This is a genomic window from Gelidibacter mesophilus DSM 14095 (genome assembly GCF_000423005.1).
Classification (GTDB): Bacteria; Bacteroidota; Bacteroidia; order Flavobacteriales; family Flavobacteriaceae; genus Gelidibacter; species Gelidibacter mesophilus.
In genome coordinates, this window is record NZ_AUHD01000007.1 from 226,577 (window position 1) to 244,587 (window position 18,011).

17 protein-coding genes are annotated in these 18,011 nt (G+C 35.4%); 12 read left to right on the plus strand and 5 right to left on the minus strand.

What is annotated here, in order from left to right:
• Window positions 1-7 precede the first annotated feature (7 nt).
• On the minus strand, window positions 8-2,212 hold the full coding sequence (locus G525_RS0109700) for a response regulator (RefSeq protein WP_027125997.1): 2,205 nt from the start codon (window positions 2,210-2,212) through the stop codon (window positions 8-10).
• Between the two features lie 301 nt (window positions 2,213-2,513).
• Between G525_RS0109700 and G525_RS22245 the strand changes: the two genes are divergently transcribed.
• From G525_RS22245 to G525_RS0109760, 12 genes are all read left to right on the plus strand, one after another.
• Entirely contained in the window at window positions 2,514-2,660 is a 147-nt protein-coding gene (locus G525_RS22245; RefSeq protein WP_157491912.1) for a hypothetical protein, read from the plus strand.
• A gap of 34 nt (window positions 2,661-2,694) precedes the next feature.
• Complete coding sequence (locus tag G525_RS0109710) at window positions 2,695-3,813, plus strand: diphosphomevalonate decarboxylase (protein WP_027125998.1); 1,119 nt, start codon at window positions 2,695-2,697, stop codon at window positions 3,811-3,813.
• Window positions 3,814-3,870: 57 nt separating this feature from the next.
• Window positions 3,871-4,800: a mevalonate kinase family protein gene (locus tag G525_RS0109715; RefSeq protein WP_027125999.1), complete on the plus strand. Its 930-nt coding sequence runs from the start codon at window positions 3,871-3,873 to the stop codon at window positions 4,798-4,800.
• A 69-nt stretch (window positions 4,801-4,869) separates the two neighbouring features.
• Window positions 4,870-5,772, plus strand: coding sequence for a geranylgeranylglycerol-phosphate geranylgeranyltransferase (locus G525_RS0109720; protein WP_027126000.1), 903 nt, complete (start codon window positions 4,870-4,872; stop codon window positions 5,770-5,772).
• Window positions 5,773-5,839: 67 nt separating this feature from the next.
• A complete protein-coding gene (locus G525_RS0109725; protein WP_027126001.1) occupies window positions 5,840-6,751 on the plus strand; it encodes a pseudouridine synthase in 912 nt (303 codons plus the stop codon).
• Window positions 6,752-7,223: 472 nt separating this feature from the next.
• Window positions 7,224-8,633, plus strand: coding sequence for a type III PLP-dependent enzyme domain-containing protein (locus tag G525_RS0109730; RefSeq protein WP_027126002.1), 1,410 nt, complete (start codon window positions 7,224-7,226; stop codon window positions 8,631-8,633).
• A gap of 70 nt (window positions 8,634-8,703) precedes the next feature.
• A complete protein-coding gene (speB, locus tag G525_RS0109735) occupies window positions 8,704-9,648 on the plus strand; it encodes an agmatinase (RefSeq protein ID WP_027126003.1) in 945 nt (314 codons plus the stop codon).
• Entirely contained in the window at window positions 9,635-10,615 is a 981-nt protein-coding gene (locus G525_RS0109740; protein WP_035479391.1) for a deoxyhypusine synthase family protein, read from the plus strand. Before speB ends, G525_RS0109740 begins: the two co-directional genes overlap by 14 nt.
• Window positions 10,616-10,617: 2 nt before the next feature.
• Window positions 10,618-10,959: a hypothetical protein gene (locus G525_RS0109745; protein WP_027126005.1), complete on the plus strand. Its 342-nt coding sequence runs from the start codon at window positions 10,618-10,620 to the stop codon at window positions 10,957-10,959.
• 204 nt (window positions 10,960-11,163) lie between these two features.
• Complete coding sequence (locus tag G525_RS0109750) at window positions 11,164-11,577, plus strand: VOC family protein (RefSeq protein WP_027126006.1); 414 nt, start codon at window positions 11,164-11,166, stop codon at window positions 11,575-11,577.
• Between the two features lie 140 nt (window positions 11,578-11,717).
• Window positions 11,718-12,086, plus strand: coding sequence for a hypothetical protein (locus G525_RS0109755; protein WP_027126007.1), 369 nt, complete (start codon window positions 11,718-11,720; stop codon window positions 12,084-12,086).
• 616 nt (window positions 12,087-12,702) lie between these two features.
• Window positions 12,703-14,154: a glycosyltransferase family 2 protein gene (locus G525_RS0109760; protein WP_027126008.1), complete on the plus strand. Its 1,452-nt coding sequence runs from the start codon at window positions 12,703-12,705 to the stop codon at window positions 14,152-14,154.
• A gap of 405 nt (window positions 14,155-14,559) precedes the next feature.
• Here G525_RS0109760 and G525_RS0109765 read toward each other — a convergent pair whose 3' ends face one another.
• From G525_RS0109765 to G525_RS0109780, 4 genes are all read right to left on the minus strand, one after another.
• Window positions 14,560-15,666: a formylglycine-generating enzyme family protein gene (locus G525_RS0109765; RefSeq protein WP_027126009.1), complete on the minus strand. Its 1,107-nt coding sequence runs from the start codon at window positions 15,664-15,666 to the stop codon at window positions 14,560-14,562.
• 186 nt (window positions 15,667-15,852) lie between these two features.
• Window positions 15,853-16,236: a DUF3037 domain-containing protein gene (locus tag G525_RS0109770; protein WP_027126010.1), complete on the minus strand. Its 384-nt coding sequence runs from the start codon at window positions 16,234-16,236 to the stop codon at window positions 15,853-15,855.
• The gene (locus G525_RS0109775) at window positions 16,226-17,005 is read right to left on the minus strand and encodes a HipA family kinase (RefSeq protein ID WP_027126011.1); all 780 of its coding nucleotides are present in this window, start codon (window positions 17,003-17,005) and stop codon (window positions 16,226-16,228) included. The genes G525_RS0109770 and G525_RS0109775 overlap by 11 nt, the downstream gene beginning before the upstream one ends.
• A gap of 91 nt (window positions 17,006-17,096) precedes the next feature.
• Window positions 17,097-17,981, minus strand: coding sequence for an arsenite methyltransferase (locus G525_RS0109780; RefSeq protein ID WP_027126012.1), 885 nt, complete (start codon window positions 17,979-17,981; stop codon window positions 17,097-17,099).
• Between the last annotated feature and the right edge of the window lie 30 nt (window positions 17,982-18,011).

Genomic DNA, 18,011 nt, shown 5'->3' on the forward strand with positions numbered 1-18,011 from the left:
GATTGAATTAGTCTTGAAGTACTTGGTTGTATCTCAAAATTATGGTTTTGAATTCGTCAAAATCGAAAGGTTTTGTAATGACGTAGTTCATGCCGCAAGCATAGGCTTTATCTTTAATTTCATTGGAATTTAAAGCAGTCAACGCCAAAATTGGAATACTGGGATTGAACATTCTGATGTGTTTGGTAGCCTCAAAACCATCCATATCTGGCATGTTAATATCCATTAAAACCATGTCGAAATCTTTCTCTTTAATTAAGCAAATGGCTTCTTTTCCATTTGTGACTGTTTCACAAATAAAACCTGAAATTTTCTCAATATTTTTTTGGGTGATCATTAAATTGATAGTGTTGTCATCTACAATAAGTATTTTTGAAGGGGAATCAGGATCTTCATGGACGTATTGGGTTTGCTGTTTTGGCACGTCAGAAATTTCAAAATTAATATCAAAATAAAATGTACTTCCCTGATTTGCTTCTGATAAAAACTTGATCTCAGAATTATGACTTTTTAGTAAGGTTTTCACAATATAAAGACCCAATCCTGATCCTGAACTGTTTTTTTCTAAAAACGTCTTATTTTCAAACGCATTGAAAATTATGTTCTTATGTTGTTGTTGTATTCCGATACCTGAATCTTTAATTTCAAAAAGTAGGTTGACGTGGGTATCTGTGCGGTGTTGTTCAGAAATATTAATTGATACAAACCCTTTTGATGTGTATCGAATAGCGTTATACGTTAGGTTTATTAATATTTGACTCAACGCAACATTATCTGCTAACAATAGTTCATCAGGGTTAGTCTTTTCCATATTAGTATAAAGTTCCAATCCTTTCTGGTCGGAGGAAATCTTTATAGAGCTTGCAATTTTTTGAGCAAGCTGGAAAATGTTCGTTGGTTTTAAATGTAAGTTTTTCTGTTCAAATTTTAATTTTGAAATTTGCAGGACATTGTCAATAAGAACTGAGATATAATGACTCGAGGAGCTCAGTGCATTAAGATAACCTCTTCTTTTTTCTGGAGATTGTTCTTGCTCTATTAAGGTGGCAAGGCCGCTAATGCCATAAATTGGTGTTCTTAATTCATGACTCAAAATAGAGAAAAATTCAAGCCGTTCTTTGTCTATTAGTTTTAGCTTTTTATTGGAATGCTTCAGTTTTAAATTGATCTCTTTAATTTGCTTCCTGTTAGAATAATAATAATAAAAGAAAACACCCATTGCTGCAAGTACTAAACTCAAGATAATTGTGGCAATTAGAAATGCATTTGCAAGTGTTTTATCTTGCTCACGTTTTGCCTCGGCGAGCTCGAGCTGGTTTTCGGTGTTGATAATCCGATAAATAAGATCTCCGTTTTTTGAAAGTTTATTTTGAAATTCCTTGATGACATTATATTTAAGAAAATCAGACTTCAATAAATAGTTGTTCGCAGAGTCTGCTTTTGTAGTATGTTCATTAAAATACCTGAATTTATAATAATTTAACGTCGCAATTTGGGTTAAAGGCACGGTATTGTGTTGCACGTTCATACTCAATTGATCAGGATCAATTTCAAAAAGAAGCTCATAGCCTTTATCATATTGCTTTAAATTAATCAGCGATAAAGCTTGGTAATATGAAAAGGACATTGCTAATTTCGGTTTTTCAGCGATGTCTTTCTCATTGTAAAAAGAGAATGTTTTCAGCTTTAAAAGCGCTTCTTCTGCGTATTTTTGAGAGGCTTCAAAATTCCTGACCGAATAATTTTTGATGATTTTTGATCCTAAGTTATAAAATAAGTTGATGCTATTGAGCTGTTCGGAATATTCCAGAGCTATTGGGATAATACTATCAAATCTTTTGTAATTCCTTGCATGAACGTGATTCCTCGCTAAATTGGATAAGATGCGGTCAACTTCTTCTTTTTGGTTGAGGGAGTCAAATACTTGAAACGCTTTCAGATAGTATGATGAGGCTGTTTCATAGCTCTCTATTTTATAAAAAATATCGCCTAATTTTTCATTTGCCGATGCTACAGACAACGAAAGATTATGAGATTTTGCATAGTTCAATTCCTCATTTAATAATAGTGTGGCTTCATAAATGCTGTCTGCTGAAATAAGTTTTTCTAAATGATAGGGATCAGTATTCTGATATATATCGCGTTGTGAATAACTACAATGAGGTAAATAACAGAGTGTTATTAATATAAAAAGATATTTATATAAATTCATGATTTGGGGATGTCTCTACAAAAACGGCACATATAAACACCGACAAACGTACGGATTTTAACGATTAAAAACCATCTAAACTCCATAAAAATAGTGTAGCACTGTAATTATTTACATGGTGTTTTTCAATGTATTGATGGTCAGTTCTTTGTGTGTATTATGAAAGTCTACAGTTAAAACTTGGTATATATACGGTCATTATGCCTGTTTGGAAAAACAGGTAAGATTTCTAAAATCCTCCTTTAAAAAAAGCTTTTGAATGCCATGAAAATGAAAAGTTCATAATTAAAGAGGGCTGTATTTGTTTTATGCTGTCGCTGCCATTGATCAGGCCAACTTCAACGTGACGGTTGTGGAGAGAAAACTGAATATTACAGCAACCACGAAAAATTACACTACGATGATGAAATTGATGGCAATGTCATTATCTGAGGAAAAAGACCGATAGGATTTCCTACTTTTGTAGTAATATCAAATAACAAATGACTGAACACGATTTTATTCCGCCTATTTATGATGCAAATATAGACCAAGGACGCATCACTTGGGAATCTCCCAGTAACATCGCTTTAGTAAAATATTGGGGAAAGAAAAAGGATCAAATTCCTGAAAATCCTTCTCTGAGTTTTACCTTGAATATGTGTAAAACGATTACAACTTTAAGTTTTATCAAAAAGAACGATGTTGATAATGCCTTTTCTTTTGATATTTACCTAGATGGTGCGCTAAAAGAAGATTTCAAGCCTAAAATCCAAACATTTTTTGAACGCATAGAACTTTATCTGCCGTTTTTAAAATTGTACCACTTTAAAATAGAAACCAAAAACACATTTCCGCATAGCTCAGGAATCGCTTCTTCGGCAAGTGGCATGAGTGCCTTAGCCTTGTGTTTAATGAGTGTTGAAAAGCAGTTGTTAGATGCTGATGTCATTGCGGGAGCAGTAGAAGAATCCTTTGACCAAGAGTATTTCAACCAAAAAGCATCTTTCTTGGCGCGTTTGGGTTCAGGGAGTGCGTGCCGGAGTATTGAAGGTGATTTAATTGTTTGGGGCGAAACCAAATCAATTGAAGGAAGCACAGACTTGTTTGGAGTGAAATTTCCTTACCCTGTTCATGAAGATTTCAAAGAATATCAAGATACTATATTATTGGTTGATAAGGGCGAAAAGCAAGTGAGCAGCACGGTAGGGCATAACTTAATGCATAACCATCCTTACGCTCAAAACAGATTTGAACAAGCGCATCAAAATCTTGAGAGTCTAAAATCTATTTTAAAGACTGGAGATTTGGAGGCATTTAACGCTTTGGTAGAAAGTGAGGCGTTGACTTTACATGCCATGATGATGACCAGTATGCCTTATTTTATCTTGATGAAGCCTAATACTTTGGAAATTATCAATAGAATCTGGAATTTCAGACAAGAAACTGGGTTAAATATTAGTTTTACCTTGGACGCGGGAGCGAATGTACACGTGCTTTATCCGAAAAGAGAAAGCCAAGAAATTTTACAATTTATTAAAGACGAGTTAGTTGGGTATTGTCAAAATGGACATTATATTTGCGATCAAATTGGTTTTGGAGCAAACCAAATACAATTTTAATCCGTATATTTGCAACTAAGTCACTGCTACTGTGGACTGCAAACTGAAGACTGAAACATGAAAGGACCTCTATTTTACTCTAAAATCCTGCTTTTTGGCGAGTATGGCATCATCAAAGATTCCAAAGGATTATCTATTCCATATAATTTTTATAATGGTGCTTTAAAAACTGACGGACTCACATCTGAAGCTTCAATAGCATCGAACAGCAATCTAAAGAGGTACGTAGATTACTTGAAAAACATCAATCCTGAATTGGTGACTTTTGATATCGAAGCTCTGGAAGAAGATGTAAATGCAGGAATGTATTTTGACTCCTCCATTCCACAAGGATATGGTGTTGGCAGCAGTGGCGCATTGGTAGCTGCTATTTATGATAAATACGCTTCTGATAAAATTACAGTTTTAGAGAACTTAACTCGAGAAAAATTATTGGTTTTAAAAATGATTTTTTCCGAGATGGAGTCTTTTTTCCACGGAAAATCTTCAGGACTCGATCCGCTAAATAGTTATTTGAGCATTCCAATTTTAATCAATTCAAAAGATAATATTGAAGCTACGGGAATTCCTTCACAGAAAAGTGATGGGAAAGGTGCGGTGTTTTTGCTAGATAGTGGAATTGTTGGCGAAACAGCTCCAATGGTAAGCATCTTTATGGAAAACATGAAACAAGAAGGTTTCCGAAGAATGCTTAAAAATCAATTTATCAAACATTCAGACGCTTGTGTGGAAGACTTTTTAAAAGGCGATTTTAAATCGTTGTTTCTTAATACCAAGAAGCTTTCTAAAGTGGCTTTAAACCATTTTAAACCAATGATTCCGCCACAATTTCATGCGCTTTGGAAAAATGGACTTGATACTAATGATTACTATCTAAAACTATGTGGTTCAGGTGGCGGCGGTTATATTCTGGGCTTTACTGAGGATCTCGAAAAAGCAAAGCAATCTCTTAAAGATTACAAATTAGAAGTGGTTTATAATTTTTAAACTTGTATTACGTTCAGTCTTTGGGCTGTTCCCAATTCGGGTTAAGTCATAAAGTTTGAATCTTTTTATATGCTGACCAGAAAACAAAAACACCTTCTACTTAAGTTTTTCAGTATGTTTTCTGTCATTAGAGGCTATAACATTCTGATTGTTATTCTTGCACAATATTTAACTTCCATTTATATCTTGGCCCATGACAGACCGGTGCGGGAAGTGGTGCTCGATTTGAACTTATTCATGCTGGTTTTATCTTCCGCATTAACTATTGCGGGGGGATACATTATCAATAATTTTTACGATTCAGAAAAGGATCTAATCAATCGTCCCAATAAGTCCATGTTGGACAGGTTGGTAAGCCAGAACACCAAATTGTCATTTTATTTTGTGCTGAATTTCTTGGCCGTGGTCATGGCAAGTTATGTATCTTTTAATGCTGTTATCTTCTTTTCATTATATATTTTCGGAATCTGGTTTTATTCCCATAAATTAAAAAAACTCCCATTTGTTGGTAATCTAACTTCTGCCATATTAACCATTACGCCATTTTTTGCAATTTTCATCTACTATAGAAACTTTGAAACAGTTATATTTTTCCATGCCATGTTTTTGTTTTTAATTATTTCAATGAGAGAACTTACCAAGGATCTTGAGAATATTAAGGGTGATCTTGCCCAAAATTATCTTACCATTCCTGTAGTTTATGGCGAAAGTGTATCAAAAGTGATGCTGACTGTTTTGGCAATGTTCACTTTAATCCCTACACTTTTATTGATCTATTATTTTGACATTGGCCACATGAATTATTTCTTTTATTTAAGCACCTTTTTATTGTTTGTGTTCATACTGATGCTGTGGCGGTCAAAAACCAAAACACAGTATCTGATATTGCATAACATTTTAAAATTTATCATTGTGGCGGGTGTTTTTTGTATCGTTCTAATCAATGTAGATGTTGTACTGAATAGGATTTGATAAAATCGTAAATTGAAAGCTCTTAAATAGTTATATAATAAAGTATCTTTGTGGAAAATTTTAAGTCATGAGTAGACATCAAGGGAGTAGTGGTAAAGGAAAATCTTCAGGAAGAGGTCAGGGTAAAAATGGCTCTGCAGATTCTGCAAGAGGGAGCGACAATCCTAAAAACAAGAGTTATGCTAGAGGAAATGCTCCAATGAGAAAAGTCACAAAAGAGGTTGTGAAACCGTCTTCAGACAAAAAAGCACCAGCTAAAAAATCAAATCCAGACGAAATCAGATTGAATAAATACATAGCAAACTCAGGTATTTGTTCACGTCGTGATGCTGATATGCATATTGCCACAGGAAGCGTAACCGTTAATGGGAAGATCATTACGGAAATGGGCTATAAGGTAAAATTGGACGACGACGTCAGGTTTGATGGCTCACGCATTAATCCAGAGAAAAAAGCTTACGTTTTACTGAATAAACCTAAAGGTTTCGCTACAACCACTAGTGAAGGTAAGGGAAGAACCGTAATGGATCTTGTTGCAAATGCCACCACGTCGCGCATCAAACCTATTGGTCGTTTAGGAAGAAACTCTTTAGGATTGATTCTTTTCACCAATGATGACGCCTTAATGGATAAGTTTACCAATTCTAAGCATGGTGTGCCGCGCTTGTTTCAAATTGAACTGGACAAGAACTTAAAGTTTGAAGACCTTAAGAGAATTCAGGATGGCTTGAAGATTGAAGGTAAATTTATTAGCGTAGAGGAAATTAGCTTTGTGGAAGGGGAGTCAAAAAATCAAATTGGTTTAAAAATAAAGAATACTGGCAGTACCATTATTCGCACCATTTTTGATCATTTGAATTACGAAATTATAAAGGTGGATTGTGTTGCTATTGCTGGTCTCACTAAAAAGGATATTCCCAGAGGGCACTGGAAACACCTTACCGAACAAGAGGTTAATACCTTAAAGATGATGCAGTAATGATAAAGCCTGGGCTGCTTTCTTGTGCTATAAACAGTTAAACAATTTTATTCTCAGGATTTTTTTATAGAGAAATTTAATGCTTTTAACAGTGGTGTTTTAGACATTACGACACTAGTACTTGCATTAAATTTTTCCATTTGAAATCTTTAAATTAAGAGAGATACATTTTTTGTTCTTTGCAACTTGTTTTTTAAAATTTTTATAGTTCATTTGCACTTTATTTAGCTGAACCCTTGAACCGTGTTTCTATGTTTGGGCTTTTGGATTTTAAGAAGTCATTTTCAAAAGCTACTTATAAGATAAGTCACCAAATTTTAAAGCTTACTTCCAAATTATCAGAATATAGACACTTTGTTTACGTGTCTCTTCCTTCGCATCAACAAATCCAAGTTTGATTCATTATTTATTTTCCGGAATTTATTGCCGTAATTGATTTATTTTTCAGAATTTTAAACTTTAATAAAGCATAATGAATACAAAATATATTGACCTTATCAATCAAACCTTTTATTTTCCACAAGATGAATTCAAACTGGAAGACAAAACCCTTCAATTTCACGATATCGATTTGATGCAATTGGTGGAAGATTATGGTACACCTTTAAAGTTTACCTATCTCCCTCAAATATCAAACAATATTGGGCGTGCAAAGGATTGGTTTGCAAAAGCAATCAAAAAACATAAATACAAGGGGAAGTACCATTACTGTTACTGTACTAAAAGTTCACATTTTAAACATGTATTGAATGAAGCCTTAAAAAATGACATTCATATTGAGACGTCCTCGGCTTTTGATATTGATATTGTTGAAAGCCTAAAGAAAGAAGGAAAGATTACCAACAAGACCTACGTTATTAGTAACGGTTTCAAACGCGCACAATATGTTACCAATATTGCACGATTGATCAATGAAGGTCATAAAAATTGCATTCCTATAATTGATAATTATGAAGAAATTGATTTGCTCTCGCAGGAAATCAAAGGAAAATATAATATAGGAATCCGTATTGCGTCTGAGGAAGAGCCAAAATTTGAGTTTTATACCTCCCGCTTAGGTATTGGTTACAAAAATATTTTACCTTTCTATAGGAATCAGATTAAAGATAATAAAAAAGTGAAACTGAAAATGTTGCACTTTTTCATTAACACCGGCATCCGTGATAATGCATACTATTGGAATGAGTTTTCCAAGTGTTTGAAGGTTTATGCCAGTTTGAAACGTATTTGCCCATCCTTGGACAGTTTGAATATTGGCGGCGGTTTTCCAATTAAAAATTCATTGGCTTTTGATTTTGATTATGAATACATGGTTGATGAAATCATTAATCAAATCCAAGAATTTTGTGAACAGGAAGAAGTAGAAGTGCCAAATATCTTTACAGAATTTGGAAGTTTTACCGTAGGCGAGAGTGGTGGTGCTATTTATGAAGTACTTTATCAGAAACAACAAAACGATAGAGAGAAGTGGAACATGATCAATTCATCGTTCATCACAACGCTCCCTGACACTTGGGCCATCAACAAACGCTTTGTCATGTTGCCAATAAACCGTTGGCACGATAGCTATGAGCGTGTGCTGTTGGGAGGATTGACCTGTGATAGTGATGATTATTATAATAGTGAGCAACATATGAATGCTATTTACCTTCCTAAATACAATAAGGAAAAACCTTTGTATCTTGGGTTTTTCAATACTGGTGCCTATCAGGAAACTATTGGTGGATTTGGTGGATTGCAGCATTGTTTAATACCTTCGCCAAAACATATTTTGATTGATAAAGATGAAAACGGTAATTTAACGACCAAAGTTTTTGCGGAGCAGCAAAAAAGTGAAGACTTACTTGATATTTTAGGATATAATGACGCGAGCGACAACTAATGATTTCTATAAGCACCAACTAATAATTTCGCAAATTGCATTTTACTTAAAAAATAATAATTAGTACAAAATGAATAGTAATATAACGTATGCAGGAATAGACGAAGAATATTCCAAATTAGAAACGGCAAAAATCGTATTGATCCCTGTGCCCTATGATGGTACAAGTACATGGCAAAAAGGAGCAGATAAAGGCCCAAAAGCTTTTTTAGACGCCTCTGAAAACATGGAATTGTACGACATTGAAACCAGAACAGAGGTTTATAAACAAGGCGTTTATCTTGCAGATGCTGTAACGGAAAACGAATCACCTGAAAAAATGGTTGAGGCGGTACATCAGACTGTGAAAAAATACATTAAGCGTAACAAGTTTGTAACAGCCTTTGGGGGCGAACATTCTATTTCAATTGGTACCATCCGAGCTTTTAATGAATGTTTTGACAATCTAACGGTGCTTCAAATTGACGCTCATGCTGATCTACGTAAGGAATATCAAGGCAGCAAATGCAATCACGCTTGTGCTGTATATGAAGCAAGTCAAAACACCAATTTGATCCAGGTAGGTATTCGCAGTATGGATGCTATTGAAACCACAGTAATGGACGAAGAAAAAACATATTTTGCCCATGATATGGTCAGTGATGAGTTTTGGATGGACAGTGCAATTGATCAAATGACGGACAATGTATTTATTACCATAGATTTGGATGCTTTTGATCCGTCCATCATGCCATCAACAGGAACACCGGAACCTGGGGGATTGCTGTGGTACGAGACTTTGGACTTTTTAAGAAAAGTATTTGAAGAAAAAAATGTGGTTGGATTTGATATTGTTGAACTCTGTCCAGATCCAAAAGAAAAATCTTCAGACTTTCTTGCTGCCAAATTGTACTATAAAATGTTAACTTATAAATTTTTGGACGATAATGTAGAAGATGGTTATGAAAGTAACTTTAACGAAACTGGTTCAGGAACAAACAAATTTTCAAAATTCGATAATGATGACGACAACTAATAAGGGAGAAATTTCTAAATTTATTGAAAAATACTATCTGCATTTTAATGCAGCGGCATTGGTAGATGCTGCAAAAGGGTATGAAGACCAGTTGGCAAAAGGCTCCAAGATGTTGGTGTCTTTGGCTGGGGCAATGAGTACTGCTGAGATTGGTAAAATATTTGCAGAAATGATCCGTCAAGATAAAGTACAGATTATTTCATGTACCGGCGCAAATCTTGAAGAAGACATCATGAATTTGGTTGCGCATTCCCATTACAAGCGAGTGCCTAACTATCGTGATTTAACACCACAGGAAGAGTGGGATTTGATGGAAAAAGGATTAAACCGAGTTACAGATACCTGCATTCCAGAAGAAGAAGCTTTTAGACGTTTACAAAACCATATTTTTAAAATCTGGAAAGATGCCGAAGAGAAAGGCGAACGCTTTTTCCCACACGAATTTATGTACAAAATGCTCTTGAGCGGAGTGCTTGAAGAATACTATGAAATTGACATAAAAAATTCTTGGATGTTTGCTGCAGCAGAGAAAAATTTACCTATAATTGTACCAGGTTGGGAAGACAGTACCATGGGTAATATTTTTGCCAGCTATGTTCTTAAGGGAGAATTAAAGGCGAGTACTATGAAGTCTGGGATTGAATATATGACGTTCTTAGCAGACTGGTACACTAATAATTCCAAAGACGGAATCGGTTTCTTCCAAATTGGTGGTGGCATTGCGGGAGATTTTCCTATCTGTGTTGTGCCAATGCTCTACCAAGATATGGAGCGTACAGACACTCCATTTTGGAGTTATTTCTGTCAGATTAGCGATTCTACAACAAGTTATGGATCGTATTCAGGAGCCGTTCCTAATGAAAAAATAACCTGGGGAAAGCTCGATGTAGATACCCCTAAATTTATAATAGAAAGTGATGCTACAATAGTTGCACCACTTATATTTGCCTATCTATTAGACATGTAATTATGAGTAACAAAAGAGACAATCTAAAACGTGTAATCGTCGATTTTAAAAAATTGACCCCAGAAATCCTATCCTTATTGGTGGAAAAGTATCCTGATGGTTATGATGATGATAATATCATAACGTTCAAGAACGCCAATAATGAAATTGTAGAGGCGGTGGAAGTGACTACTAGCGACACTAAATATTTAGTAAAGGTTAGTACAAAACTTCAAATGACCATGGAAAACTATGATGAAGATGATTATGAGGATTTTGAAGGCGATGATCCGGATGCAGTTCGAGACCCAGAATTGGGAGAAGATGATCCTGAGTTAGAGATCGATGATGAAGATGAAGACTAGTTGAAGATTAGGAATTAGAACCATGATCTATTTTCATAGGTCATGATATCATATGGACTTAAAAGTTGCCTATTTATAGGCAACTTTTTTGTTTATGACAGTTTTGGGACGATCAAAAAAAGATAGCAAAATATAATTATCCTTCAAAAAATAGCTTAACTTTAACACACGAGTTAGTAATAATCTGATGAAAACAAACAACTTATGGCAACACAATTTCATCTAGCCTTACCTTGTGTAAGCATTAACAAAACCCGAATCTTTTATAAAGATATTCTAGGATCAGAAATTGGTCGCTCCTCTGTAAAGTGGATAGATATCAATTTGTTTGGTCATCAAATTACTTTTACTGAAAGTGGTCCTTTTAAATTTGATTGTAATAGTTACAGTTTTAATGGCGATATTTTACCGTCATTCCATTTTGGAGTCATATTAATAAAAGAAGATTGGCACAAAGTACATGAGCGGTTGCAGTCTAAGGATATTGCTTTCGTATCCCAAGTAAAATTTTTGGAAAACAAAACTGGAGAGCACCAATCATTCTTTGTCAAAGATCCTAATGGCTATACCGTAGAATTTAAATGCTTTACTAAATCAGACGATGTTTTCAACGCTTAATTATAAAATTCTTATAGTCGATATTATCAATTGATTTATCCACGTGCAAACTTCATCGGGATGAGGTTGCTAAAAGTAATCGGACTTGTTGTGGCTAACTTCCGAAAAGCGAAACGTTTTTATCTAAAATTGAAAATATTATGAAAGCAACTCTTATAATGACGATCCCGGCTTTATGCCTACTTTTACTATCCTTTAAGCCTTTGCCAATTGATGATTCCCTCACGGCTTCCCATGCCCAAGAATTAAAAATAATCGGGGTGTATGACGGGAATGAAGGCTATGGTTATAATTTCATTACAACAAATAAAGACGACGGATCTGAATTTACCATGACCTTTCAAAAGGTTAATGAAGCGGTAATGAAAGAATTTGATATCGATGCCGAACTATTTTTAAATCAAAAATTTGAAGTGACGTACACTATCAAAAAGGTGGTTACCAAGGATGAAAATGGATTTGATGATGAAAACGAAGTCTTCACCATAATCCAGCTAAAAGCTATTTAGGAATAATATCCGTAATTAGAACAGTACTTTCAGAGCGTATCGACAGTACTATTCTATCTTAAAAACAGCGTAATAAGCGATAGGATAAAATTAACTTTTATGTTATCGCTTTTTTAGTCTAGTCAGCAGCGCTTAGTTCTTACTTTTTTTGTATAGAAGGTTAAAACGTGATGTCTTGTCTCAAACTGTCCAATGACGCACTCAACGTCATCTGAGTTAGAGTATAAAAAATTAGTTTGACAGATTTTGCTAGGTCTTCGGAGTTCTAATGCTCTATAACTAAACGCTACCAAGTTGGAATTCCAACTCAAACCGCAAGCGTCCAGTGAGTATTAGTTCAGAGATGATTCTGACGTAGGGATTCAATTCCATTTTATGGCAATAGCTTTAATAATAAATAAGGGTTACACATTAGCTCTAATTTTTCAAAACTGTGTAAACGCTGTGTAAACATCCCTTGAAGTGTGTAAAAGTTATACACTTTTATTCTCACATTATCCCAAACCCCCTTTAAAACCGCATTGTTCGCGCATGGCACAAGTGTTGCTTATTACTTAATGATTATAAATCACAACAAATAATAAAATCATTTTGTTTAAAACTTGGACAAATATCTATGAACACTAAAACCCTCAATACGAATTCTTCAAGAGACCTCAAAACCTCTAAAAATGCAACGACCGTTAATGGAACAACCAAAAAAGGTTCTTTCTTCAATAACTTGCCTAATCAAAAAACAATTAACCCATGGGGCGTTGTTATTTTGGTTAGTACTTTTATTTTGATGATTGGATCCATTTTTTTGGTATTTGATTTGCAAAACGATTTTCAACAATTTAGAACAGATCGTATGAGTTCTACTTTCGGACTCATATTTTTGGTTGTCGCGACAGGTCTATTTGTTTTTAAAGCAGGTTTTTTTATCTACAACCTCTTTCTATATTTTAGATATCGATCTATTAAATCTGTGAGTGATGAAGAATTACCAACGTGTACTGTAATTGTACCAGCTTATAATGAAGGTAAACAAGTTTGGGATACCTTAATGAGTCTGGCGGACAGCGAATATCCTGAAGGCAAGTTAGAGCTTTTAGCCATTGACGATGGAAGTAAAGACGATACTTGGTATTGGATGCAGCAAGCTAAAAAGAAACTTGGTGATCGTTTGTCAATTTATCAACAACCAAAAAATCAAGGTAAACGTCATGCCCTATACCGTGGATTTAATCTAGGGAAAGGTGAAGTTTTCGTAACTGTCGATAGTGATTCAGTAGTGAAAAGTGATACATTGAGAAACTTGGTAAGTCCGTTTGTGGTAAACGAAAACTGTGGTGCAGTTGCTGGAAACATTAGAGTATTAAATAATGAGAAGGCCATCTTACCAAAAATGTTGAATGTGAGTTTTGTACTCAGTTTCGAATTTGTCAGATCAGCGGAAAGTAGTTTAAACTCTGTATTGTGTACGCCTGGAGCATTGGCAGCATACCGTAGATCAGCTGTGTTTGCGTGTCTTGAAGATTGGATCAACCAAACCTTTATGGGGCAGCCATCTGACATTGGAGAAGATCGTGCCATGACCAATATGATTTTGAAGCAAGGTAAATACGTGCTTTTCCAAAGAAATGCATATTGTTATACTAATGTGCCTGAACGATATAAAGGATTGTATAAAATGTTTATCAGATGGGGTAGAAGTAATGTGCGTGAAAATATACAAATGTCAAAATATGTATTCACGAATTTTAGAGAGGGTTCTAAGCTTGGAACTCGACTATTGTTTATCAGTCAATCATCAAAAATAATAATGAGCTATCCGTTCTTGGTATTTATGTTATTCTTTATTGTGATGCATCCTATATTATTTATTAGCTCAACCTTCGTTAGTATCTTAGTGTTGTCTAGTTTCCCGGTGTTATTTTACGCAAAACGCTATACATTATCAGAATCATTTTGGGCGTATTCATACAGTGTCCTATATACTTTTGGTTTGTTTTGGATTACACCTTATGCCATTGCAACGGCAAGCAGGAGAGGTTGGTTAACACGTGAATTAGCAGAGAGTAAATAATAATTTGTTCTGTATAGAACATTAAAATTTGGTAGAGGATTGCGGCTTATGTATGTAAGTCGTGATCCTTTTTCTTGTTTTCTAAAAATAGGTCTGCCTTAGAGAATTAAGACGATTCTCTACGAATCAATAACGCTTAACGAAAGGATAAGCACAAGAATTGTGTATGAGAGCATGCCCATTGAAGCCATATCACTATTGAATGATGGTTAAAATTTCATGAGGGTACTTCTCGCGTGAGATTTGATAACAATCAAAGAGGAGCTCAAATCAGAGAAGGATAAGACCCCTTTAAATTTAAATAGACAATTCAGAATGTGAACTAAAAGTGGCGCTCGCAAAGAGTGTTGTCAGTATTCTTATCAGTATTTTTAAGCTAAAACCGTGATAGTAGTGTTTTAGTTATTATTCAAGCATCTCCACACTGGCCACCGTTCTAAACCCAGAATGGTCAGATGCTGAATCCCAGTTCGTACCCATGCGCGCAGATATTCTGAAGCTTGCACAATAGGATGCATGACATAAAAATGAGCCTCCTTTAATGACATGTTCCTTAGCATAGGGATTGTTGGGCGTGAAGGTTTTATCGGCACCTTGAGGATTTATTAGCGATTTTGAAATATCCAATTGCTTATAATAGTCCACATTAAACCAATCATTAGTCAATTCCCATACGTTCCCCAACATATCATAAATTCCGATGCTGTTGGGAGGAAAGGATTTAACAGGTGCGATGAGTTCAAATCCATCTACACTTTCATTTTTTACTGGAAAGGTACCTTGCCAAGTGTTTGCTGATGCATTGAGCTGAGAGTTATCATTTCCCCAAGTGTAGATACTCTTAGTGTTTTTTCCTTGTGCAGCAGATTCCCATTCCGCTTCAGTAGGAAGTCGGCGGTTGGCCCATTTGCAATAGGCTATGGCGTCATCATAAGCAATATGTACAACAGGATAATCGTCTTTGCCATCAATAGTACTTTTTGGACCTTCTGGATGTCTCCAATTGGCTCCAATCTTCCAGGTCCACCAATTGGTATAATTGTTCATGTTGGCAACACTATTTAAGTTTTTATTGAAAATTAAGCTCCCAGCTTGTAATACGCTGTCGGCTGGTTTTGGAGTGCCTTCTGGGACGTCTTTTTTCATTTCTTCCCAGTCTATAGGTCGTTCTGCAACAGTTATATAATTTGTGGCCTTTACAAAAGCTTTAAATTGTTTGTTGGTGACTTCAGTGACATCTATAAAAAAACCATCAACCATAACCTTATGTGCTGGCTGCTCCCTTGGCATAGCATAGGCATCGCCTGATTTTGCACCTTGCGTAAAAGTTTTGCCTTCTACCCAAACCATGCCTTCAGGAGTCTTAACGGTATTGGGCTGCTCTTTTAATAAAACATGTCGTGGGGGTTCAGCTAAGACCTCTGTTTTTGAAACGGATTTGTTTTTGCAACCTGTAAATGCCAAAAATAAAATTGTGATAAACAAGAAATTTTTAAGGATAGTATTGTACATATAACTGGATTTCTGAAGATAACGTTGTGAATGTTGATATGGGAAGCTGCCCAAAAATTGATAAATGTAAATTTACTTAAATAATTGGTGAATTAATAATTCGGAAATTTTCTTGCTCTAACGGATTCTAAATGGGAATAAAATTGAGAAAATATACAGCTTTAAAATATGGGAAATACGGATTATTTATAGAACAAAGGTTTTAAAAAGGTGTTCCAGTTCGTCTTTCGGGTCGCAACATAATCCAGAATGTGTTTTTGAACTCTGAATGATGGTGCTTCTAGCGGCTGCTAACCATCTAAACCGGTCAGAAATTTCAAATTGTGCAATGGTGCCGCCTTCTTTTACACCATCACATACAAGCTTCCAAGCGTCTAAATGATTTTTAAGATCTTGGATATCCAATGTGTCAGAAAATGCTTCTAACTTTTTTTTATCAATAGTATATTTAACATCCAGAAAATTCTTCCGTTTAGAAAAAAGCAGCACACCTACATTAAAGAACTCTTCGCGTTCTACTTTCGGGACAATCCTTAATACAGCATATTCATAGGTCACTTTATCTTGCATCTTGAGCTTCTTTTGCTAGTATGTCAATCATAGATAATTTTGTGGTCAGATACTTGATGTAGGCCGCTCTCATAATCTCTGGAGATTGTGTATCAATATCATTGAGTAACCAATCTTCAGGAATACTTTTTATGATTTGAGTGATTTTTTCACTGTCCAATGTAAGTTGTATGCTTTTGGTAGCAGCCGCCAATTGTGTTGCTTGCGCTAATAAAACATGGTCTTTGATGAGCGGAAATGTTCTGTTAAGATGATTTTCCCAAGTAGGCCAATTATGATGAAAGTAAAAACTGGCACCATTGTCTATAACCCAAAGTTCTTTGTTCCAATAAAGCAAATTGGGATTTTTTGGAGTTCTATCAATATTACTGATCATGCTATCCAATAGCACCACTTTTGAGGCGATAAGCCCATCAATTTGGGTGACCAAAGGATCGATGGTTATAGCTGTGGAAAGAAAATGAAGACCAAGATTGAGCCCAACACTAAACTTTAATAAGTCCTGAATTTCCTCATCGGGCTCTGTTTTGCTGAACGAGTCATCAAGGTTCATGAAAACGACTTCGGGAACTTTTAATCCTATGGCCCGTGCCAATTCGCCACCAATAAACTCGGCGACAAGTGCTTTTTTGCCCTGGCCGGCACCACGGAATTTCAGAACATAAAGAAATCCGTCACTAGCCTTAACAATGGCGGGAAGAGAACCGCCTTCTCGCAAAGGCGTAACATATTGCACAACATCAACGGTGCGAATATCAAGTGCATTCATAATAACGAAGGTACTAAAAATGTAAATTGCTCAGACATCAAAAAACACATTCTAAAAATTAGATAATGTTTTGAGAAACCTGAGCAATTATTTAGCAACATCCGGTAGATGGAGAACAGGTATTGCCTGATATTTCAGAAAGGATCAGTTTTGGTTTTTCTAGCTTGGCTCCTGCTTTTTCTGCATAAACGGTAATACTGAAAATACCCGTTGCTCCCTTGTTAAAAGCGTTTATTTCATCTTCTGACAGATACTTTGAAAGGATATCATCAGGAATGCTAATTGGCTTTTCTTTTTGAATAGTTACATTTTTAAACCCTTTAGCAGTGATCATTTGTAAGTATTCTGATTTTTGAATAGCACCTGCAACACAACCTGCATACATTTCAGCATCTTCTTTTAAAGCGTCAGGAAGGTTGCCTACCAGCACAATATCAGAAATACTAAAATGGCCACCTGGTTTTAAAACCCTATAGATTTCTCCAATCACTTTTTGTTTATCGGGTACGAGGTTGAGCACACAATTACTGACAATAACATCTGCAACATCATTGCTAATTGGCATAGCGTCAATATCACCTTCTCTAAACTCAACATTATTGTATCCCAGTTTTTCTGCGTTTGTTCGCGCTTTTTCTACCATGATAGGGGTGAAATCAATCCCAATGACCTTACCTTCTGCGCCAGTTTCATGACGTGCCACAAAGCAATCATTTCCTGCTCCTGAGCCCAAATCGATAACTGTATCACCTTTTTTTATTTTAGCAAATTGCGTAGGAAGACCGCATCCCAGACCTAAATCAGCATCTTCAATATAACCTCCAGTATCTGTATAATCATCCATCATAATATTGTAAATTTTGTTGGATGGAGTGGTGGCACCACAACATGAAGCCGCATTTTCTGCTTTACCTTGCTCAGCGATTTTCGTGTAACGATCTTTGACGATGTCTTTTAATTCTTGTTCTTTTGTCATGATAATAAGATTTTATTTTAATTAAATTAT

What these genes read in the sequence shown, in the direction of transcription:
- G525_RS0109700 (WP_027125997.1), bottom strand. Translation starts at nt 2,212, where the DNA reads ATGAATTTATATAAATATCTTTTTATATTAATAACACTCTGTTATTTA.
- G525_RS0109710 (WP_027125998.1), top strand. Translation starts at nt 2,695, where the DNA reads ATGACTGAACACGATTTTATTCCGCCTATTTATGATGCAAATATAGAC.
- G525_RS0109715 (WP_027125999.1), top strand. Translation starts at nt 3,871, where the DNA reads ATGAAAGGACCTCTATTTTACTCTAAAATCCTGCTTTTTGGCGAGTAT.
- G525_RS0109720 (WP_027126000.1), top strand. Translation starts at nt 4,870, where the DNA reads ATGCTGACCAGAAAACAAAAACACCTTCTACTTAAGTTTTTCAGTATG.
- G525_RS0109725 (WP_027126001.1), top strand. Translation starts at nt 5,840, where the DNA reads ATGAGTAGACATCAAGGGAGTAGTGGTAAAGGAAAATCTTCAGGAAGA.
- G525_RS0109730 (WP_027126002.1), top strand. Translation starts at nt 7,224, where the DNA reads ATGAATACAAAATATATTGACCTTATCAATCAAACCTTTTATTTTCCA.
- speB (WP_027126003.1), top strand. Translation starts at nt 8,704, where the DNA reads ATGAATAGTAATATAACGTATGCAGGAATAGACGAAGAATATTCCAAA.
- G525_RS0109740 (WP_035479391.1), top strand. Translation starts at nt 9,635, where the DNA reads ATGACGACAACTAATAAGGGAGAAATTTCTAAATTTATTGAAAAATAC.
- G525_RS0109745 (WP_027126005.1), top strand. Translation starts at nt 10,618, where the DNA reads ATGAGTAACAAAAGAGACAATCTAAAACGTGTAATCGTCGATTTTAAA.
- G525_RS0109750 (WP_027126006.1), top strand. Translation starts at nt 11,164, where the DNA reads ATGGCAACACAATTTCATCTAGCCTTACCTTGTGTAAGCATTAACAAA.
- G525_RS0109755 (WP_027126007.1), top strand. Translation starts at nt 11,718, where the DNA reads ATGAAAGCAACTCTTATAATGACGATCCCGGCTTTATGCCTACTTTTA.
- G525_RS0109760 (WP_027126008.1), top strand. Translation starts at nt 12,703, where the DNA reads ATGAACACTAAAACCCTCAATACGAATTCTTCAAGAGACCTCAAAACC.
- G525_RS0109765 (WP_027126009.1), bottom strand. Translation starts at nt 15,666, where the DNA reads ATGTACAATACTATCCTTAAAAATTTCTTGTTTATCACAATTTTATTT.
- G525_RS0109770 (WP_027126010.1), bottom strand. Translation starts at nt 16,236, where the DNA reads ATGCAAGATAAAGTGACCTATGAATATGCTGTATTAAGGATTGTCCCG.
- G525_RS0109775 (WP_027126011.1), bottom strand. Translation starts at nt 17,005, where the DNA reads ATGAATGCACTTGATATTCGCACCGTTGATGTTGTGCAATATGTTACG.
- G525_RS0109780 (WP_027126012.1), bottom strand. Translation starts at nt 17,981, where the DNA reads ATGACAAAAGAACAAGAATTAAAAGACATCGTCAAAGATCGTTACACG.